Source organism: Massilia consociata (assembly GCF_042432755.1).
Lineage (GTDB): Bacteria > Pseudomonadota > Gammaproteobacteria > Burkholderiales > Burkholderiaceae_D > Telluria > Telluria consociata.
The window spans coordinates 298,804-318,169 of sequence record NZ_JBHLWP010000013.1 but is presented as its reverse complement, the minus strand read 5'-3'; the positions used below and the strand labels follow the sequence as shown (position 1 = coordinate 318,169).

At 66.2% G+C, this 19,366-nt stretch carries 17 protein-coding genes; 13 read left to right on the top strand and 4 right to left on the bottom strand.

Features of this window, described 5'->3' with window-relative positions; translation table 11 throughout:
- Window positions 1-128: 128 nt before the first annotated feature.
- Window positions 129-2,654 carry an alpha/beta fold hydrolase gene (locus ACFFJK_RS14775; RefSeq protein WP_379680126.1) on the top strand — a complete coding sequence of 842 codons (2,526 nt, stop codon included), beginning with the start codon at window positions 129-131 and terminating at the stop codon, window positions 2,652-2,654.
- 53 nt (window positions 2,655-2,707) lie between these two features.
- On the opposite strand, the gene ACFFJK_RS14770 is transcribed toward ACFFJK_RS14775, so the two are convergent.
- The 4 genes from ACFFJK_RS14770 to flgA form a co-directional block, all read right to left on the bottom strand.
- Window positions 2,708-3,289: a gliding motility protein GldB-related protein gene (locus tag ACFFJK_RS14770; protein WP_379680124.1), complete on the bottom strand. Its 582-nt coding sequence runs from the start codon at window positions 3,287-3,289 to the stop codon at window positions 2,708-2,710.
- Between the two features lie 118 nt (window positions 3,290-3,407).
- Window positions 3,408-3,878 (bottom strand): flagellar protein FlgN, encoded by a 471-nt coding sequence (locus ACFFJK_RS14765; RefSeq protein WP_379680123.1) that lies wholly within the window; start codon window positions 3,876-3,878, stop codon window positions 3,408-3,410.
- Between the two features lie 6 nt (window positions 3,879-3,884).
- On the bottom strand, window positions 3,885-4,217 hold the full coding sequence (flgM, locus tag ACFFJK_RS14760) for a flagellar biosynthesis anti-sigma factor FlgM (protein ID WP_379680121.1): 333 nt from the start codon (window positions 4,215-4,217) through the stop codon (window positions 3,885-3,887).
- 113 nt (window positions 4,218-4,330) lie between these two features.
- Window positions 4,331-5,026: a flagellar basal body P-ring formation chaperone FlgA gene (flgA, locus tag ACFFJK_RS14755; protein ID WP_379680119.1), complete on the bottom strand. Its 696-nt coding sequence runs from the start codon at window positions 5,024-5,026 to the stop codon at window positions 4,331-4,333.
- Between the two features lie 167 nt (window positions 5,027-5,193).
- On the opposite strand from flgA, the gene flgB reads away from it, so the two are divergent.
- The 12 genes from flgB to ACFFJK_RS14695 all read left to right on the top strand — a co-directional run bounded on the left by flgB (window position 5,194) and on the right by ACFFJK_RS14695 (window position 19,350).
- Complete coding sequence (flgB, locus tag ACFFJK_RS14750) at window positions 5,194-5,622, top strand: flagellar basal body rod protein FlgB (protein WP_379680117.1); 429 nt, start codon at window positions 5,194-5,196, stop codon at window positions 5,620-5,622.
- Window positions 5,623-5,635: 13 nt separating this feature from the next.
- A complete protein-coding gene (gene flgC, locus ACFFJK_RS14745; RefSeq protein ID WP_379680116.1) occupies window positions 5,636-6,037 on the top strand; it encodes a flagellar basal body rod protein FlgC in 402 nt (133 codons plus the stop codon).
- Window positions 6,038-6,056: 19 nt separating this feature from the next.
- Window positions 6,057-6,767: a flagellar hook assembly protein FlgD gene (locus tag ACFFJK_RS14740; RefSeq protein ID WP_379680115.1), complete on the top strand. Its 711-nt coding sequence runs from the start codon at window positions 6,057-6,059 to the stop codon at window positions 6,765-6,767.
- 37 nt (window positions 6,768-6,804) lie between these two features.
- Window positions 6,805-8,343 carry a flagellar hook protein FlgE gene (locus ACFFJK_RS14735; protein WP_379680113.1) on the top strand — a complete coding sequence of 513 codons (1,539 nt, stop codon included), beginning with the start codon at window positions 6,805-6,807 and terminating at the stop codon, window positions 8,341-8,343.
- 167 nt (window positions 8,344-8,510) lie between these two features.
- The gene (gene flgF, locus ACFFJK_RS14730) at window positions 8,511-9,251 is read left to right on the top strand and encodes a flagellar basal-body rod protein FlgF (protein WP_379680112.1); all 741 of its coding nucleotides are present in this window, start codon (window positions 8,511-8,513) and stop codon (window positions 9,249-9,251) included.
- Between the two features lie 64 nt (window positions 9,252-9,315).
- Window positions 9,316-10,098, top strand: coding sequence for a flagellar basal-body rod protein FlgG (gene flgG / locus ACFFJK_RS14725; protein WP_379680110.1), 783 nt, complete (start codon window positions 9,316-9,318; stop codon window positions 10,096-10,098).
- Window positions 10,099-10,120: 22 nt separating this feature from the next.
- Window positions 10,121-10,777, top strand: coding sequence for a flagellar basal body L-ring protein FlgH (locus ACFFJK_RS14720; protein WP_379680109.1), 657 nt, complete (start codon window positions 10,121-10,123; stop codon window positions 10,775-10,777).
- An 8-nt stretch (window positions 10,778-10,785) separates the two neighbouring features.
- Window positions 10,786-11,895: a flagellar basal body P-ring protein FlgI gene (locus tag ACFFJK_RS14715; RefSeq protein ID WP_379680107.1), complete on the top strand. Its 1,110-nt coding sequence runs from the start codon at window positions 10,786-10,788 to the stop codon at window positions 11,893-11,895.
- Between the two features lie 10 nt (window positions 11,896-11,905).
- The gene (gene flgJ, locus ACFFJK_RS14710; protein ID WP_379680106.1) at window positions 11,906-12,865 is read left to right on the top strand and encodes a flagellar assembly peptidoglycan hydrolase FlgJ; all 960 of its coding nucleotides are present in this window, start codon (window positions 11,906-11,908) and stop codon (window positions 12,863-12,865) included.
- 126 nt (window positions 12,866-12,991) lie between these two features.
- Window positions 12,992-14,962: a flagellar hook-associated protein FlgK gene (gene flgK, locus ACFFJK_RS14705; RefSeq protein WP_379680105.1), complete on the top strand. Its 1,971-nt coding sequence runs from the start codon at window positions 12,992-12,994 to the stop codon at window positions 14,960-14,962.
- A gap of 36 nt (window positions 14,963-14,998) precedes the next feature.
- Entirely contained in the window at window positions 14,999-16,219 is a 1,221-nt protein-coding gene (gene flgL / locus ACFFJK_RS14700) for a flagellar hook-associated protein FlgL (RefSeq protein WP_379680104.1), read from the top strand.
- Window positions 16,220-16,593: 374 nt separating this feature from the next.
- Entirely contained in the window at window positions 16,594-19,350 is a 2,757-nt protein-coding gene (locus ACFFJK_RS14695; protein ID WP_379680103.1) for a TonB-dependent receptor plug domain-containing protein, read from the top strand.
- Window positions 19,351-19,366 lie beyond the last annotated feature (16 nt).

Sequence of the window (19,366 nt, the reverse complement as noted above, 5' to 3'; positions counted from 1 at the left end):
GGCACAGGCCGCCGCATCCGCACTGATTTTGTCGGCTCGGCACGTGAACGCGCGGCACGCGTGCGCGTCAAAACCTGCGTGGCATCCTGGTTGTACCCTGGTTGTGTCAACGATCACGGAGGCTTGAGATGGAGCGAAACGCAGCGTACCGGCCGCCCGACGAGAGACCGGCCGCCGCCGGACCGGAACCCGAATACCGGCCGCCGCCCGGCTACGTCGAGTACTGGGACTGGAGCCGGATCAGGGACGATGCCGGCGGCGTGGCGACGGGCCGCCTGGCGCCGTGGCTGCGCGAGGTGGCGCGGATGGACGCCCGGGCCAGATTGCTCCTGTCCTGCCGTAAACGCCTTGAAGGCGACGAGACCGCTGCGAACGCCATGGCGGACCTGGCCGTGACGGGCCGTGCGTCCTATGGCGCGTTCCTGCGGCTGCATCCGACGGACACGGGTCTCCTCGATGCGGTGCTGGGCGACATACCCGGGCGCGATGCCGGCCAGGCACGCGCGGCGGTGAAGGCGACGCTGGACCGTGCCTACACCGTCGCGTGGGCCCTGCGCGGGGCGCCGCGGCATCGCGCCGAGCTGCGCCCCGCGCTCGGCTGGATCGCCGTCTCCGGCGAGGACGACCCGGCCCATGCGCCGACCAATCGCCCCTGCACCCGGGACCACATGGGGGAACTGCACCTGGCGGCCTCACCCCGCGACCCGGTCGCGATCTGCCGCGTGGCCATCAAGGTGCCCCGTACGCCGGCAAGCCTGCCCCTGCCGGACCTGACTGCGCGGGCGCTGCCGAACGATCCGACCTTCATGGCGCTGCTCACCACCGGGCGCGACGCACATTACGACGACCTCGCCTTGTTCATCCACGGACTCGGCTCGCGCCTGGAAGAATCCGATGGCTACAAGCAGGCCTTGATCGACCGTGCGGCCGAATGCGGCCGGCGCCTGGCGGTGCTGTCCCTCGACATGCCCGGAATGGGCTATTCGTCGCGCATCGATCTCGACGAACTGGTCAGGAAGCGGGTGCGCGGATTCCACGGTTTCAAACTGCCGGACGGCCGCGGCTCGGATTTCCCGCTCCTGGGCTTCTACCGGGACGTGCTGGTGAAGCTGTCGGCACACATCGCCCGCGGGATCCAGTATGTGATGGGCGGCAGCCTGGGCGGCAACATGACGCTCTGGCTTGCCGAGCAGCCCATGTTCTCGGCCTCGGACGGCGTGCGCACCCTGACCAGCGCGCTCCGCTTCGCCAGCTGGTCGCCCGGCTCGATCTGGGAATCGTACGAGCGCTCGCGCGACCTGGTGGAGGTGGGGGGCGGCACGCACGTGGACATCGGGAAGAATGGCGCGAAGAAGCAATCCAGGGAGCGGATGAACCGGGCCGAGGATCCGGAAGCCCGCAAGAGCTTCTTCGAACCCATGCAGCGAGGCGAAGCGATCCTGGGCCTGCGCATCCTTGGGGCCTGGGGCTACCCGCCGACCAGGAGCGGCCTGCTCGAGCAGGCGGAGTTCTACGGGCCGGACTACCGGCGCGTGTTCTGGGCCACAGCCTACGAACAGGTAACGTTCAGCCACCAGGAACCGCTTGCGCCGGGCGGCCGGCTCTGGCCCTTTGCGACCATCGACCGGCCGCTGCTCCTGGCGGCGGGTGCGCGCGACACCGGCGAGCATGGCGTCATGGATATCTATAACGAGGTCGTCAAGGTCACCGATCACGTACCCGACATACCGGGTGAACGCCTGCTGCTGCTCGATACCGGCCACAGCATTTCCGACGAGCGGCCGGCCCACTTGGCCTACCGGGTCTCGCGCTTTTTCTGGCACACGAGGGCGACAGGTCCGCGCGGCACGCGCCCCCTGGATACCTACTGGAGCAATGCGCGCGGCGACAACTTCGCCACCTGCACCCGGGACGGCCGCGACGCCGCAGTCCAGGCCGGATACCGGCCGGTACGCACCGAGGGTTTCGTGTTCGGCGAAAGCCGCAGCGGCACGGTCGCACTGAAGCTTTTCTGGCATCCCGCACGCGGGGACAACTTCGTGACCTCCACCGTCAAAGGGGAGCAGGACGCCCTGGCGGCCGGCTACGCCTTCGTGCGCGTCGAGGGCCATGTCTGGTCCGGCTGGCGTCCGGATACCGTTGCCCTGGACCTGTACTGGAGCGCAGACAGGGCGGACAATTTTTCGACCGCGACCCAGAAGGGACGGCAGGACGCGCTCGACGCCGGCTACGTGTTCGTCCGGACGGAAGGCTACATCCATCCTGCGGGGCTGGCCCTGAAAGCCCGCAGCGGCGCCTTCGCCGGGGTGGCGGAAGGCGGCGGCGTGGCCAGCGCCGGCCACGCCGCGATCGGGCCGCTGGCGAAGTTCGAGGTGGTGTACGGTGCCGGGGGGGCGATCGCCCTGCGCACCCTGGCGGGCAGGCTGCTGGGAATCGACGACGGGCCGGCCGGACAGGTGATTGCGGACCGGCTCGTGGCCGGCACCCGGGAACTGTTCCAGCCGGTGGCGGCGCCAGGCAACCGGGTCTGCCTGCGTGCGGCCAACGGCCGCTTCGTCGGCGTGGCCGGCACAGGCGGCCTACTGGTTGCCGATCGCGCCGATATCGCGGCAGCCGAACACTTCGAATTCATCGGCGTCTCGACCGATGGGTAGGATCGATGGCTGAACCGGCGCAGCCGCCCTGAGCGCCGGTGCGTGTCGCGGCCCTACCAGCCGCTGTCGCGCAGCAGGGCCTCGGCGTCGGTCTCTTCCAGCAGCCGCGCCACCGCCGCCTGCTTGTCGGGGCTGCGCTCGTAGAAGGCTTTCGCGATGCGGTAGCCGTACCAGTACCCGAGGTCGCCCGGCGCATCCGGCGTGCCGGCCCCGTTGTAGATCCAGTCCCCGAGGTCGGTCTTGCGCATCGCCGCGCGAAAGCGCGCGTCGGTTGCCGTGGTTCCGGCCTGGCTCCACGCACGCAGGTGTTCATTGTGGATGCGGCCGGACAGCAGTTCGCCGACCAGTTCCGCCACCCCTTCGTTGAGCGAGGCGTCGAGCAGGGTGCGCCCGGCAAAGCCGCGCTGCTGGGTGTGCACCAGCTCGTGCGCGATGAGGGCGGCAAGACGCTCCTCCAGCGGCAGCGCGCTGGCGCCGCGGTTCGCGCACGCCACTTCCAGGCCGATGAGCACGTTCGTGCCGGCCACGGTCCCGCCCGAATTGCCGGGCCCGATGACGACCGTGACGCGCGGATCGCGCGCCGCCGGGTACAGCGCCTTCAGGCGCTCCACCAGCGCGGGCACACGCTCCTTCATGTGATGTAAACCGTGCAATCTTGTCACGGCGGTGCCGTATGGGTCAATCGCAGGCGGGTAGGACTCGCGCCACCATGGGGCATCAATGAAAAACGGCCGCTTGTGCGACCGTTCCTGTTTATCCCACCACGTAGCGTTTCGACGGCCCGCCGGCGATCGTCTGCCCGCTGGCCCCGTACACGCCGCCGGCCTCAAGCCCGGCCGGCATGCGCAAGGCGTTGAGCATGCCCTGTTTGTGCGCCAGCTGCTTGTTGATCAGCATGCCGTTGACGCGGTTGAGTTCCTTGGCTTCGCGGGCGAGGTGGAGCAGCTGCTCCCACTGGGCGCGCGCCTCGGGATTGCCGCCGACCGCCAGCCACGGTTCCATGCCCGCTTCCGATCCTTCGCAGCCCGCCGCGGCCAGGGCCGCATGGCGTTGCGCGGACAGCGCGGCCAGTTCCTGCAGCAGCGCATTCTTGCGCGGGGTGAGTTCCGCCAGCCCGTCGGCGTCCGCCGCGACCAGCAGCGCCTGTTCCTGTTTCATCAGCTCCAGCAGGGAACTGACGTGTTGCTGTTCGAGGGGGACAGTATGGATCGGGCTGGTCGGCATGTAGGGTTATCGCTTGCGGGAATGGAGCAGGTCGCGCACGGTGTCGAGCAGGCCGTCGGCGACTTTCTCGGAGTTGACCTGGAACTGGCCATCGGCGATGGCCATCTTGATGCGTTCGACTTTCTTGGTGTCGAACACCTGGTTGTTGCTGCCCACGGCATTCGCCATCGCCTGGCCCTGCGACGACAGGCGCACGCTGTCGGTCGCGGCCTGGTTGGTCGCGGCGGTGCTTGCGGCGGTGTTTGCTGCTGCCTTGTCGGCGCCACGTGCGTTGTTCGCGCCGTTGGCGTTGGTCGGCTGAAGGCCCGGGTTGCCCTTGAGGGTATCGTTGATTTTCACAGCATCATCCTTCTCTGTTCGGAGCGGAAACTCCGGTATCTGCATCGGGTATCGGCGCGGATTTCACAAACTTTAGAGCAGAAAAGGGGTTTATAAAAAATTATGCGATGGCCTTAGATGGCGACTTCGATGATCCCGCCGGCGCGCGCCGTGCCGCTCACCACGGTGCCGGACTGGGTGCGCGCCTGCGCTACCTGGCCTTCGCCTGCATTGTTGATCGCGCGCGCTTCGCCCGAGACCGAGAAATTCGCGCCTTTCGAGACCAGGCGCACCGCCTGGCCCTGCTGCACCACCGGTTTCGAGCGCAGGGTATCGAGACGCAGCGGCGTGCCGGCCGGCAGCGACGCGGTGGGCGTGCGGCCGATGGCCTGCGCCATGTCGGTGATGATGCCGTTCGGCATGGCGGCGATGTCGCCTTTCATCATGACGAGCTGGCCGGCATCCACCGGCTGGCCCTGGGCCAGCGGCACCGCGGCGGCCACATAGTCGGCGACCACGTTCACGGTGGCCTGAATATACACCGTCCATGAGCTCGGCGCGGTGCAGCGCACGCCGACCGTTGTTTTTCCCCACGCCCGCGCGCCCGGCTGCTGGAAGGCTTCCGGCGCCGGGCAGGCCGCCAGGCTGGTGCGCGGGTCGACGTTGCCCACCTTGATCGTCACCTGGCCCGGCAGGCCGGCGGTCTGGACCTGCAGGTATTGCTCGACCACCGCGCGCAGGGCCGGCAGGTTCTGGCGCTGGGCGGGCGCCTGTTGCGCGCTCGCGAACGGCGCAGCCAGCAGAAGGAGGGCGGCAAGGTAATGCTTCATCGGTCGAGCCTGGATAGGAAAGAGAAGATGCTGCCATTTTAGGCAGCGTGATTCCCTGGCGAAACTTTGAATAGCCGGGGTTTGCCCGTCCTTCTCGGCCGATTGGGAATTGTTGCCTATCCGTATCATCGGTGCTGTCCCAACAAGTATCCCTGCCAGGAGGCGGCATGATCGGCAAAATCGACCAGTACCTGAGTTTCAATGAAACGGCGCTGTCCCTGCGCGCCCAGCGCCAGGAACTGCTGGCGTCGAACATCGCCAACGCCGACACGCCCAACTACAAGGCGCGCGACATCGATTTCACCTCCGCGCTGCAGGGCGCCCTGGCCAGCAAGGGCGCAGGTGGCGCAACTGCGGGCCCGCTCGCCACCACCGCCCAGGCCCACATCGGCCGCGGCAAGCCCACCGGCGACATGCTCGCCAACGGCACCCCGGTGCTGTATCGCGGCGTGGTGCAGGGCAGCGTCGACGGCAACACCGTCGACATGGACGTGGAACGCAACCAGTTCGCCGACAACGCGCTGCGCTACGAAGCCGGCATCACGATGATCAATTCCCAGATCAAGGGCCTGCTCGCGGCCATCCAGGGTCAGTAAGGGGTAACTCAGCATGTCCTTATTCAATATCTTCAATGTTTCCGGTTCGGCCATGAGCGCCCAGGCGCAGCGCCTGAACACCACGGCCAGCAACCTGGCCAATGCCGACAGCGCCACCAGCCCCACCGGCGAAGCCTACCGCGCCAAGGCGGTCGTGTTCGAGGCGGTGCCGCAGGCCTCCGGCGCCACCGGCGTGCGCGTGCGCGAAGTGGTCGAGGACCCGTCGCCGCTCAAGCAGGTCTACGACCCCAAGCACCCGATGGCCGACGAGAAGGGCTATGTGGCGATGCCGAACGTGAACGTGGTGGACGAGATGGTCAACATGCTGTCGGCCTCGCGCTCCTACCAGACCAACGTCGAGACCATGAATGCGGCCAAGACCATGCTGCTCAAGACCCTGACCCTCGGCCAATAACGCCAACGATTAAGCCACCATGACCACCATCAACACCACCGGCAGCCCAGCCAAGGCCAGCGACCTGATGTCGACCATGAACGCCAGGAAGGCGGAAGTCGACAGCGTCCAGGCCGACACCGACAAGTTCATGACCCTGCTCGTGACACAGCTGAAGAACCAGGATCCGCTCAACCCGCTCGACAACGCGCAGGTCACCAGCCAGCTGGCCCAATTGCAGACCGTCACCGGCGTCAACAAGCTCAACAGCACACTGGAATCCCTGAAGAGCAGCTACCAGTCGTCCGAGGCGATGCAGGCGACCAACCTGATCGGCCACGGCGTGCTGGTCGAGGGCCACCAGCTGGGGCTGAACGACGGCAAGGCCATCCTGGGCGTGGAGCTGGACAGCGCGGCGGACAAGGTGCAGGTGCTCATCACCAGCACCGCCACCGGCAAGGAAGTCGCGACCATCGAGCTCGGCCCCCAGGCTGCCGGCGTGGTGCCGATCGCCTGGGACGGCGTGCCCGACCCGACCAAGGTCGATGCCGACGGCAAGCCCGTCACGCTGCCCAACGGCACTTACACCTACCGCGTGGTGGCCACGCGCGCCGGCGAAGAACTGAAGGATGCGCGCACGCTGTCCTTCGACAGCGTGGCGAGCGTGACCACCAATGCCAAGGACGGCGTCAAGCTGAACCTGCCGGTCAAGGGCGTCGTCACGATGGCCGATATCAAGCAAGTCCTGTAAGCCGGGCCGCACACCACAATCTCACCAGGAGTACACCATGTCTTTCCAACAAGGCCTGAGCGGCTTGAACGGCGCAGCCAAATCCCTCGACGTCATCGGCAACAACATCGCCAACGCCAGCACCGTCGGCTTCAAGGGCTCGACCACCCAGTTCGCCGACGTCTACGCCAACTCGCTCAACGGCGCCGGCGGCATCTCGGCCGGCATCGGGGTGAAGGTCGCGAACATCGCCCAGCAGTTCACGCAGGGTAACGTCGAAGCCTCGAACAATCCGCTCGACATCGCCATCAACGGCGCCGGCTTCTTCCGTACCGAAGCCTCGGGCATCGTGCAGTACAGCCGCAACGGCCAGTTCTCGCTCGACAAGAACGGTTTCCTGATCAACGCGCAAGGCGCCAAGCTCACCGGCTACGGCCTGAACCAGGACGGCTTGTTGGTGGCCGGCGCCCCGACCCCGCTGCGGATCGACACCACGGACCTGGCCCCGGTGACGACCACCAAGGTGCAGATGGAACTGAACCTGGATTCGCGCAGCGTGAACCCGGTCAACGCCCCGTTCGACGCGAACGACCCGACCACCTACAACAAGCAGACTCCGATGAGCGTGTACGACACGCTGGGCAATCCGCACGTGCTGTCGACCTTCTACGTGAAAACCGGTCCGGGCACCTGGAACGTCTACGCCGCCGGAAACGGTACCGAAAGGACAGCCCTGACGGTAGCCGCTGCCACACAGGGTCCGAACGCCGGCGCTGCGACCACCGCGCGCCAGGCCTGGGAAGCGGCGACCAAGGCCGTGCCGCCGGTGCAGGCCGATATCGCCGCTGCCCTGAGGACTTACGCTGCCGCGGCCTCCGGCCTGGTGACGGGCGCCGCCAGCCCCATGATCCCCGAGGCAGACCGGACTGCGGCACTGGCCGAGATCACGACCGCGGCAACCAATGCCGCAGCCGTGCCGGGCGGTACGCCGGACGAGATCGATGCGGCGATGGCCAAGGCCATCAAGGTGCCGGCCGTCGAGGTCGGCACGCTGGTGTTCGACGCGAACGGCGGCCTGGACAAGGTACGGTCGACCAACGCCGGCAAGCTGATCGTGGAACTGCCAGTGTATCCGGCGACCGGCGCCGAACTGGTCATGCCGCTCACCGTCGACTACAACGGCTCCACCCAGTACGGCACCGCCACCAGCGAGAAGCGGCTGGTCCAGGACGGCTACGCGGCCGGCAACCTGCAGCGCTTCACCACCGGCCAGGACGGCGTCATCCTTGGCCAGTACAGCAACGGCCAGACCAAGCCACTCGGCCAGGTGATCCTGGCCAACTTCACCAACCCGAACGGCCTGGAGCCACTGGGCAACAATGCCTGGGCCGAATCGGCCAGCTCGGGCGTGCCGCTGCTGGGCACCCCGAACACGGGCAGCATGGGCGTGCTGCAGCAGTCGGCGGTGGAGAGCTCGAACGTCGACCTGACGGCCGAGCTGGTCAACATGATCACAGCGCAGCGCGTGTACCAGGCCAATGCGCAGACCATCAAGACGCAGGATTCGGTGATGCAGACGCTGGTGAACCTGCGCTAACCGATGTAGCAAACGATGCTTGAACGCGCGGCCGGCAAAGCCGACCACCCTACGAAAAGCCAATGCTCTTGTAGGGTGGGCGGGTCCCCCGCCCACGCGTTCAACCGGCAGCAGCGCAGCCGAGACCTATCTATCCAGCTGTAGCGTCACCGCAATATGGAGCAAACATGGACCGCCTGATCTACACCGCCGCCAGCGGCGCCAAGCATATCCTGGAACAGCAGGCCACCACCTCGAACAACCTGGCCAACGTCAACACCACGGGTTTTCGTGCCCAGCTGGATGTGTTCCGCGCCGTGCCGGTGCAGAGCGAAGGCCTGCCGACGCGCGCCTTCGTGGTCAACTCGACCCCGGCCGCCGACTTCACGCCGGGCGCGCTGCAGGTGACGGGGCGCGACCTCGACGTGGCCATCAAGGGCCAGGGCTGGTTCGCGGTCCAGATGCCGGACGGAACCGAAGCCTACACCCGCAACGGTTCGCTGCAGACCAGCCAGAACGGCCTGCTCACCACCGCCGGCGGCGCCACCATCGCGGGCGAGGGCGGCCCGATCACGATCCCGCCGGACGTCACGGTGACGGTCGGCGGCGACGGCACCATCTCGACCATCTCCACCACCGACCAGCCGGCCGCGTCCAACATCCTGGGCCGCCTGAAACTGGTGAACCCGGTCGAGGCCGACCTGGTGCGCGGCGACGACGGCCTGTTCCGCCTGCGCGACGGCGGCACCGCCCAGGCGGACCCCGCCGTGCGGGTGGCGGGCGGCGCGCTCGAGGGCAGCAACGTCAGCGCCATCGACTCGATGGTCAACATGATCGCCCTGGCGCGCTCCTTCGACACCCAAATGAGCCTGCTGAAGAACGCGGAGAATAACGCCGCGAAAGCCACCCAGATCCTCGCTTTGAATTGATAGTTGCTGCAGCATAATTCTCCTGTACGTGGCGGACCTCGTCCGTCGCCCTTAGGAGAATGCCATGATCCGTTCGCTGTTTATCGCCAAGACCGGCCTCGAAGCGCAGCAGACCAACCTCGACGTCATTTCGAACAACCTCGCCAACGTCAGCACCAATGGGTTCAAGCGATCCCGTGCCGTGTTCGAGGACCTGCTGTACCAGAACGTGCGCCAGCCGGGCGCGCAGTCCTCGCAGCAAACAAACTTACCTTCGGGCCTGCAGATCGGCACCGGCGTGCGCACCGTCGCCACCGAGCGCATCTTCACCCAGGGTAACCCGCAGCTGACCGGCAACTCGAAGGACGTCATGGTCAACGGCTCGGGCTTCTTCCCGGTCCTGCTGCCGGACGGCACCCAGGCCTACACCCGCGACGGCTCGTTCCAGACCGATGCCAACGGCCAGCTGGTCACCTCCAGCGGCTTCGTGGTGCAGCCGGCCATCACCATCCCGGCCAACGCCGAATCGATCACCGTCGGCCGCGACGGCACGGTGTCGGTGAAGCTGCCGGGCACCGTGGCCCCGACCCAGGTCGGCGCGCTGCAGCTGGCCACCTTCATCAACCCGGCCGGGCTGGAGTCGCGCGGCGAGAACCTGTACGTCGAGACCGGCGCCTCGGGCAACCCGAACCTGAACGTCCCCGGGACCAACGGTTCCGGCGTGCTGATGCAGGGCTATGTCGAATCCTCGAACGTGAACGTGGTCGAGGAAATGGTCAACATGATCCAGACCCAGCGCGCCTACGAGATCAACAGCAAGGCGATCACCACGTCCGACCAGATGCTGCAGAAGCTGTCCCAGTTATAACAACGCGCTCCACCGCATACGTATGAAACTCGCTTCCTTCGTCCTTGCCGCCGCCGCCGTGTCTGTCCTGGCCGGCTGCTCGACCACTCCGAGCACGATCGTGCAGGGGCCGACATCTTCCCGCCCGATGCTGGTGCAGGCCGCGCCTGCCAGCGATGGCGCCATCTACAACGCGGGCAGCTACCGCCCGATGTTCGAGGACCGCCGCGCGCGCCACATCGGCGACCTGCTGACGGTGAACATCACCGAGCGCACCTCGGCCGGCAAGTCGGGCGCCAGCACCGGCAGCAAGTCGGGCAGCGCGAGCTTCTCGACCCCGGGCGTGCTGCAGGCGAAGTTCGGCGCCGGCGTGGCGCTGGAGGGCGCCAACAAGTTCGCCGACGCCGATACGCAAAGCGCCTCCAACAATTTCAGCGGCACGATCGGCGTGACTGTCACCGAAGTGCTTCCGAACGGCAACCTGATCGTCGCCGGCGAGAAGCAGGTGGCCATGAACAAGGGCATCGAGTTCATCCGCTTCTCGGGCATGGTGGCGCCGGACACGATCCAGCCGGGCAACGTGGTCTCGTCCACCGTGATCGCCGACGCGCGCGTGGAGTACCGCACCAACAGCCGCGTCGACCGCGCAGAGATGAGCAACATGCTGTCGCGCTTCTTCCAGTCGATGCTGCCGTTCTGAGGCTTGCCATGCGTTTGACATTCTCCACCATCCTCGTTCTCTGCGCCGCCCTGGCAGGCGCGGCGCCTCTCGCCCACGCCGAGCGCCTGAAGGACCTCGCCAGCATCGCCGGCGTGCGCCAGAACCAGCTGTCGGGCTACGGCATCGTCGTGGGCCTGGACGGCACCGGCGACCAGACCAGCCAGACCCCGTTCACCGTGCAGTCGATCCAGGCGATGCTGCAGCAAAAAGGGGTCAACCTGCCGCCGGGCACCCAGCTGCAGCTGAAGAACGTGGCGGCGGTGATGGTCACGAGCTCGCTGCCGGCCTTCGCCCAGCCGGGCCAGACCATCGACATCACCGTGTCCTCGATCGGCAATGCGAAAAGCCTGCGCGGCGGCACCCTGCTCATGACGCCGCTGCACGGTGCGGATGGCCAGGTGTACGCCATGGCCCAGGGTAACGTGCTGGTCGGCGGCGTCGGCGCCCAGGCCGGCGGCGCGCAGGTGCAGGTGAACCACCTGTCGGTGGGCAAGATCTCGAATGGCGCCACGGTGGAGCGCGCCGTCGCCTCGAACCTCGGCGCCGACAACCAGATCCGCCTGGAACTGAAGGAAACCGATTTCTCGACCGCCGCCCGCGTGGTGGAAGCCATCAACGACCAGTTCGGCCCGGGCATCGCCACCGCGCTGGACGGCCGCGTGATCCGCGTGCGCACCCCGTCCTCGAGCGACCAGCGGGTGGCCTTCATCGGACATTTAGAAAATATCAACATCAATCGGGGTCGTGATTCAGCAAAGGTGATCATGAATGCGCGCACCGGCTCGGTCGTGATGAACCAGGCCGTCATGCTGGAAGATTGCGCGATCTCGCACGGCAACCTGACCGTGACCGTGGGCGCCGAAACCAATGTCAGCCAGCCGGCCCCGGGCTCGCTGGGCGGCACCGCCGTCACCCGCAACAGCACGGTCGACGTCAAGAAGGAACCGGGCCGGGTGCTGATGGTGAAGGGCGGCGCGTCGCTGGCCGAAGTGGTCAAGGCCATGAACGCCATCGGCACCACCCCGCAAGACCTGCTGGCCATCCTGCAGGCCCTGAAAGCCGCCGGCGCGCTGCGCGCGGAACTCGAGATCATCTAAGGATGCGCACATGATCGGATCTCCTTCCACTGACCTGACCAGCAAGTTTGCCCTCGACACCCGGGGGCTGGGCGAACTGAAGCAATCGGCCAAGGCCGGCTCTCCGGCCGCGCTGAAGGAAGCTGCCACCCAGTTCGAAGCGATGTTCATCAACATGATGATGAAGAGCATGCGCGAGGCGACCCCGCAGGACGGCCTGATGGACAACCAGCAGACCAAGATGTTCACCGGCATGCTGGACCAGCAGATGAGCCAGAACATGGCCAAGCGCGGCATGGGCCTGGCCGACATCCTGACGCGCCAGCTGACCGCGAACCAGATGGGCGCGCAGGCGCTGGCGATCGGCGCCGACGGCGTCGCGGCGGGCAAGGCGGCGGCTGCCGCATCGGCGCTGGTGCCGCTGGACGGCAGCATGCGTCCGGGCATGGACGCGGCCACCCTGATCAAGACCGGTGCACCGCGTCCGGGCGCGCCGGCGCTGCCGCTCACCACCGACAGCGGCCGCATCCAGCCGCCGCACGTGCGCGCCTTCCAGGAAAAGCTGCACGCGCATGCGGCCGAGGCCGAGCGCGCCACCGGCGTGCCGGCCAAGTTCATGCTCGGCCAGGCCGCGCTGGAAAGCGGCTGGGGCAAGCGCATGATCCGCAATGCCGACGGCACCAGCAGCAACAACCTGTTCGGCATCAAGGCCGGCCCGGGCTGGAAGGGCAAGGTCGCCACCGCCGTGACCACCGAGTACGTCAACGGCGTGGCGCGCCAGAAGGTGGAGAAGTTCCGCGCCTACGACACGCCGGCCGATTCGTTCAAGGACTACGCCAACATGCTGGCCAGGAACCCGCGCTACGAGAAGGTGCTCGACAGCGGCGGCGACGCCGCCGCCTTCGCCCGCGGCCTGCAGCGCGCCGGCTATGCGACCGACCCGATGTATGCGGCCAAGCTGACGCGCATCATCAAGCAGTCGCTGGCGTGAGGCAACCAGCCCATGCGTTGCCGCAGGGCGGCCGTAAGTTGAACGCGCGGTCGGCCAAGCCGACCACCCTACAGTCAAGTTTTTCGCATTGCTGCCGTAGATAGAACCGTTAAAGAAGGAAAAAACATGTCCGGCAACCTCCTCAGCATCGGCAAGACTGGCCTGTTCGCAGCGCAGGCGGGGCTGTCCACGACCGGCCATAACATCACCAATGCCAACGTGGCCGGCTACAACCGCCAGGTGGTGGTGCAGGCGACCGGTCCCTTCCTCGATACCGGCGTCGGCTTCCAGGGCACCGGCACCCAGGTGGCGCAGATCAAGCGCTACAGCGACGAATTCCTCAACACCCAGGTGCGCAATGCCCAGGCCAGCAAGAGCGGGCTGGATTCCTACCACGCCCAGATCAGCCAGATCGACAACATGCTGGCGGACCAGACCTCGGGCCTGTCGCCCTCGCTGCAGGGCTTCTTCAAGGGCGTGCAGGACATGGCTGCCAACCGCGCCTCGGTGCCCTCGCGCCAGTCGATGTTGTCCGCGGCCGACACCCTGGCCACGCGCTTCCAGGCGCTCGACAGCCGCCTGGGCGAAATCCGCGAAGGCGTGAACCGTACCATCGAGACCAGCGTCACGATGATCAATTCCTATGCCCAGCAGATCGCCGACCTGAACGACAAGATCGGCAGCTTCGCCTCGGCCATGCAGCGCGCGCCGAACGACCTGCTCGACAAGCGCGACCAGCTGGTGATGGAGCTGAACACCCACGTCAAGGCCAACGTCACGCCGGGCGACAACAACAGCCTGACGATCTCGATCGGCAGCGGCCAGCCGCTGGTGGTGGGGCAGAAGGCCTTCCAGCTGGCGGCCAGCAAATCGCCCACCGACCTGACCCGCCTGGAAGTCGGCTATGTCACCGGCAGCAAGGTGACGGTACTGGCCGACAATGCCCTGAGCGGCGGCGCGCTCGGCGGCGCCCTCGAATTCCGCAGCAAGACGCTGGACCCGGCGCAGAGTGCGCTCGGCAAGGTCGCGATCGGCCTGGCCTTCGAATTCAATGCGCAGCACCGGCTCGGGCTGGATCAGAACGGCAACCCGGGCGGCGACTTCTTCAGCGTGGCGCCGGCCTATGTCAACAAGAACATCAACAACGCCCTGGCCAGCACCACCGCCGTCCAGGCCGTGGTGAGCGACCCGTCGAAGCTGGCCGACAGCGACTACAAGGTCGAGTTCGACGGCACCAACTTCAACGTGATCCGCCTGTCGGACAACAAGAAGACCGCCATCACGCCGTACGACGCGAACGGCACCACGCAGACCATCGACGGCGTGGACTTCACGATTTCCGGCCGGGCCGCCAGGGACGACGAATTCCTGGTGCGCCCGACCATCGGCGGCGCCGCCAACTTCAAGGTGCTGGTGGCGGACGTGGCCAGCATCGCGGCCGCCGCGCCGGTCGCCACCAGTTCGCCGCTCAGCAACACCGGCACGGCCAGGATCAGCGAGGGCAAGGTCGACGCCGACTTCCTGGCCGGCGCCCCGGCGCTGCCGCTGACCCTGACTTTCGACCGCGCGAGCGGCAACCTGACCGGCTTTCCGGCCGGGATGGCGGTGCGAGTGACCGATAGCACCGGTGGGCCGTTGCGCGACGACCCGGCGCCGCCACCGGGCAACGCCCGGTTTGTGGATGGCGCGACCTACACCTTCGGCGGCATCAGCGTGACGATGACGGGCGTGCCCGGCGACGGCGACAGCTTTACCATCGCCGGCAACAGCAGCGGCGTCGGCGATACCCGCAACATCGGCCTGCTGGGCGACCTGCAGACCAAGAACATCTTCAACAACGGCACCGCCACGCTGCAGTCCTCGTACGCCCAGCTGGTCAGCACGGTGGGCAACAAGACGCGCGAGGTGCAGGCCAACGCCAGCGCCGGCGAAGCACTGCTGACCCAGGCAAGGAGCGCCGCCCAGGACGTCTCGGGCGTCAACCTGGACGAGGAAGCGACCAATCTGATCAAGTACCAGCAGGCCTACCAGGCGGCCGGCAAGGTCATGCAGATCGCCGGCACCATCTTCGACACGCTGCTGTCGATCGGCCGTTAATAAGGCAAGCACAAGCCAAGAACAGTAGAGGCACCCATGCGCATCAGTACCCTGTCAATCTACGGCAACGCCACCGCCCAGCTCAACACGCTGCAGAGCGCCCTGGCGCGCACCCAGATGCAACTGTCGACCAACCGCCGCATCATCACCCCGGCCGACGACCCGGTGGCATCGGCGCGCGCGCTCGAGGTGAGCCAGTCGCGCGAGATGAACGCGCAGTTCGCCACCAACCGCGCCAACGCGCGCTCGTCGCTGTCGAGCGTGGAGGGCGCGCTGCAGAACGCCGGCAACCTGCTGCAGGATATCCAGCAGCTGGCTGTCAACGCCGGCAACGGCACCATGCTGCCGCAGGACCGCGAGGCGCTGGCCACCGAGCTGGAAGGGCGCCTGCACGACCTGCTGGGCGTGGCCAATACCACCGATGGCGCCGGCGGCTACCTGTTCTCCGGCTACATGGTCACCACCCAGCCGTTCAACCTGACGCCGGGCGGCGCCCAGTACCAGGGCGACCAGGGCCAGCGCCAGTTGCAGGTGGGCGCATCGCGCAAGATTCCGCTGTCGGCTTCCGGCAGCGCCGTGTTCGAAAACAACCCGACCGGCAACGGCAGCTTCCAGACCCAGGCCGCCGGCACCAACACCGGCGCGGGCATCATCTCCTCGGGTTCGGTCACGAACCGCGGCGCGCTGACCGGCCACGATTACGCCTTGAGCTTCTCCGTGACCGGCACGCCGGCGGTGACGACCTACACCGTCAACGACACCTCGACCACGCCGCCGACCGAGGTGCTCGCGAACCAGCCCTACGTGCCGGGCAACACCATCAGCTTCGGCGGCATGAGCTTCGACATCAAGGGCGAGCCGGCCGACGGCGACAGCTTCACGGTCAAGCCGAGCGAGAAGCAGTCGGTGTTCACCACCGTGACCGACCTGATCGCGGCGCTGCGCGCCCCGGCCGACGGGTCAAGCGGTAAGGCGGCGCTGACGAACAGCCTCAACACCGCGCTGGACAACCTGAAGTCGGCCCACGACAATGTGCTGACGGTGCAGGCCTCGGTAGGCGCGCACATGAAGGAACTCGACTACCTCGACAGCGCCGGCGACGACCTCGACATCCAGTACGCGTCCACGCTGTCGGATCTGCAGGACCTGGACATCGTCAAGGCCATTTCCGAATTCTCCCAGCAGCAGACCACGCTGCAGGCGGCGCAGATGTCGTTCAAGACGATGTCGGGGCTGTCGCTCTTCAATTACCTGTGATCCTTGTAAGTTCCTCCATGGAGCCGGCGCCAGCCGGCTTTTTTTTCTTTTCCTCGTCCCTTAGAGCGATTGAATTGGATGCCTATCTCGATGGCACACGCTGAAATTTTTCGCGTAACAGAAATGCACGCAAAGTAACAGAATGTATCAAATACGCCACGGATAGTTCCCTAAAAACAAATTTTCTTTCGGAAACTCGTCTTTACGCCTTTGCATTACAGCAATGTTGTGTAAAAGTATTTGCCCGCATTGTTCAAGCTGCAAGGATCAAGGCAGCTGGGAGAATGCGTGTAGCAAGAAAAATTTACTATCCTGGAGTCGTTTTGAAGCACAAGAGTACTTTGAATAAGCGCGCCATCGCGGTCGCGTTGAGCATGGCATTCCCTGCGCTGGTTGGCGCGCAAGAAGCAAACCCGCAGCCGATGAAGATGCAGCGCGTGGAAATCACGGGTTCGAGCATCAAGCGTACCGAAACGGAAGCAGCCGCTTCGGTGCAGATCCTGACCCGCGACGATATCGAGCGCACCGGCGAAACGACGGCCCTGGGTATCCTGACCTCGACCGCATCGATCAACACCAACCTGAGCTCGGCCAGCTCCTCCTCGGGCAGCTTCGCGACCGGCGCCTCGGCCGTCAGCATGCGCGGCCTGGGCAAGGTCTCGACCCTGGTGCTGGTCAACGGCCGCCGCATCGCGCCTTACGGCCTGTCCGACGGCGCGCAGGAAAACTTCACCAACCTCGACGCGATCGCCAGCGACGCGATCGAGCGCATCGAAGTGCTGAAGGACGGCGCATCGGCGATCTATGGCTCCGATGCCGTTGCCGGCGTGGTCAACATCATCCTGCGCAAGGAATTCACCGGCGCCCGCGTGCGCGCCAGCTACAAGGAATCGCAGCATTTCAAGGATGACCGCAACCGCAACGTGTCGGCCATCGTCGGCTGGGGCGACATCGATACCAACGGCTTCAACACCTACCTGACCGCCGAAGTCTACAAGCGTGACGGCTACAGCGTCGGCGACCTGCGCCGTCACTACCCGGCATGGCACCGTTTGACCCCGGGCCGCTCGACCTGGGATGCGAAGAGCTCGTTCTCGCCGACCGGCAACTACTTCCTGAGCAGCACCAACATCGTCGCGGCCCCGGGCTGCCCGGCCGAGAACATCGATCCGGCCGACAAGCTGTGCAAGATGGACATCCTGCCGTACAGCGGCTTGATCACCGACAACAAGCGCCACGCCATCGTCAGCCACACCAGCTTCCGTATCGGCAAGGACATCGATGCCAAGCTGGAGATCAGCAATTCCGGCGCCGAGAGCGACTACATCGTCACCCCGTTCAACGTCAGCAACGGCAGCGCGACCAGCTCGTCGAGCATCTGGTACGACGTCATGGGCGGCAAGATGGTCGGCCCGTTCTCGTATCCGAAGCTGCCGGTCGGCCACCCGAACAATCCGTACAACGTGCCGGTCGAGTACCGTGCGCGCATGATGGATACCGGCGACGGCTTCAACTTCAACACCACCGATTCCGAGCAGTCGCGCGTGATGCTGTCCCTGACCGGCACCATCGGCAACTATGACTGGCGCTCGGCCGCCGGCTGGGCCAAGTCGACCGCATCGAAAGCCACCCGCGCCGTCAGCGCCAAGGGCTATACCGACGCGATCGTCAACGGCACCTACAAGTTCGGCCAGCAGAACGATCCGGCGCTGCTGAACGCGATGTTCCCGGTGCGCACCACCGAAGGCGAAGCGGTCGTGAAGTTCTTCGACGCGACCATCTCGGGCACGGTCATGCAACTGCCGGCAGGTCCGCTGAACGTCGCGATCGGTACCGACATCCGCAGCAACTCCTACCAGATGAAGAGCTCGGACAACGTCCTGCGCGGCGAACTGGTCGGCATCTTCGGCCTGCAGGTGGACGACACCGTCAGCCAGTACGCCCTGTTCACCGAAGCGAACGTGCCCCTGACCAGGAAGCTGGAGCTGAGCGCCGCCCTGCGTGCCGACAAGACCGATGGCGCCGATGCGCATGTGTCGCCGAAACTCGGCCTGCGCTACAACGTCACCAGCAGCCTTCTGCTGCGCGCCACCGCCTCGGGCGGCTTCCGCGCACCGAACATCGTCGAGTCGGGTAACGGCCTGGGCCGCAGCTCGGTTGCCAACAGCGTCAACGACCCGCGCCGCTGCACGATCGCCAACCAGCTCAACGCACTGGTGCAGGGCGCGCCGAACGCGACCACGGCCGAGAAGGCGCAGGCCAACACCTTCCGCAACGCCGACTGCTCGGGCAGCCTGCCGAGCTTCGTGTCCTCGAACCCGGACCTGAAGCCGGAAACCTCGCGTTCGTTCACCAGCGGCATCGTGTTCGAGCCGGTCAAGAACTGGAGCATGGGCCTCGACTACTACTTCATCGAGCGCCGCAACGAGATCGGCACCCGTTCGGTGACCGACGTGCTCAAGGGCGAGGCCAGCCTGCCGGCCGGCCAGCTGATCCGCGTCGACAACAGCGCCAACGACAACGAGTTCCTGGCGCTGGTGCGCAAGTACGCCCCGAACAACACCGTCAACTACGGCGGCGTCGGCAAGCTGGGCATGCTCTACAACCCGTACGTCAACAGCGGCAAGACCCGCGTCTCGGGCTTCGACTTCGACGCCTCGGGCCGCTTCAAGCTGGCAGGCAACGACGTGCGCCTGAAGCTCGACGGTACCTATGTCTGGAAGTACCAGGACTTCAGCGTGGCCGACAACGCCTACGGCCCGGACATGACCGGTACCTGGGACTACGGCAGCGCCCTGAAGGTCAAGGCCCGCGCCTACGTCAAGACCGGCGACTTCGACCACGGCCTGACCGCGAACTTCGCCAGCAGCTACAGCAACAACAGCATCTCGTCGCCGACCTACTGCGTGACCCAGAAAGTCGCCGCCGAGTACATGGATGCGTGCCAGCGTGTCGGCAGCAACACCACCTGGGACTACAACCTGGCCTACTCGGGCATCCCGCACGTGAGGCTGAACCTGTACATCGACAACATCTTCGCGCGCAAGACCCCGATCGAATGGCGTGACGGCTGGAGGACCACCAATCCGCAGTTCCGCCGCTTCGGCTTCGCCGCCAGCTACACCTACTGACCGCTTGACCTTCGGT

Excerpts from the sequence above, each read along its gene's own strand:
- ACFFJK_RS14715 (WP_379680107.1), top strand. The coding sequence starts at position 10,786 with ATGCGTTTGACATTCTCCACCATCCTCGTTCTCTGCGCCGCCCTGGCA.
- flgA (WP_379680119.1), bottom strand. The coding sequence starts at position 5,026 with ATGAAGCATTACCTTGCCGCCCTCCTTCTGCTGGCTGCGCCGTTCGCG.
- flgL (WP_379680104.1), top strand. The coding sequence starts at position 14,999 with ATGCGCATCAGTACCCTGTCAATCTACGGCAACGCCACCGCCCAGCTC.
- ACFFJK_RS14695 (WP_379680103.1), top strand. The coding sequence starts at position 16,594 with ATGGCATTCCCTGCGCTGGTTGGCGCGCAAGAAGCAAACCCGCAGCCG.
- flgC (WP_379680116.1), top strand. The coding sequence starts at position 5,636 with ATGTCCTTATTCAATATCTTCAATGTTTCCGGTTCGGCCATGAGCGCC.
- ACFFJK_RS14720 (WP_379680109.1), top strand. The coding sequence starts at position 10,121 with ATGAAACTCGCTTCCTTCGTCCTTGCCGCCGCCGCCGTGTCTGTCCTG.
- ACFFJK_RS14765 (WP_379680123.1), bottom strand. The coding sequence starts at position 3,878 with ATGCCGACCAGCCCGATCCATACTGTCCCCCTCGAACAGCAACACGTC.
- flgF (WP_379680112.1), top strand. The coding sequence starts at position 8,511 with ATGGACCGCCTGATCTACACCGCCGCCAGCGGCGCCAAGCATATCCTG.
- ACFFJK_RS14735 (WP_379680113.1), top strand. The coding sequence starts at position 6,805 with ATGTCTTTCCAACAAGGCCTGAGCGGCTTGAACGGCGCAGCCAAATCC.
- flgJ (WP_379680106.1), top strand. The coding sequence starts at position 11,906 with ATGATCGGATCTCCTTCCACTGACCTGACCAGCAAGTTTGCCCTCGAC.
- ACFFJK_RS14770 (WP_379680124.1), bottom strand. The coding sequence starts at position 3,289 with ATGAAGGAGCGTGTGCCCGCGCTGGTGGAGCGCCTGAAGGCGCTGTAC.
- ACFFJK_RS14775 (WP_379680126.1), top strand. The coding sequence starts at position 129 with ATGGAGCGAAACGCAGCGTACCGGCCGCCCGACGAGAGACCGGCCGCC.
- ACFFJK_RS14740 (WP_379680115.1), top strand. The coding sequence starts at position 6,057 with ATGACCACCATCAACACCACCGGCAGCCCAGCCAAGGCCAGCGACCTG.
- flgK (WP_379680105.1), top strand. The coding sequence starts at position 12,992 with ATGTCCGGCAACCTCCTCAGCATCGGCAAGACTGGCCTGTTCGCAGCG.
- flgB (WP_379680117.1), top strand. The coding sequence starts at position 5,194 with ATGATCGGCAAAATCGACCAGTACCTGAGTTTCAATGAAACGGCGCTG.
- flgG (WP_379680110.1), top strand. The coding sequence starts at position 9,316 with ATGATCCGTTCGCTGTTTATCGCCAAGACCGGCCTCGAAGCGCAGCAG.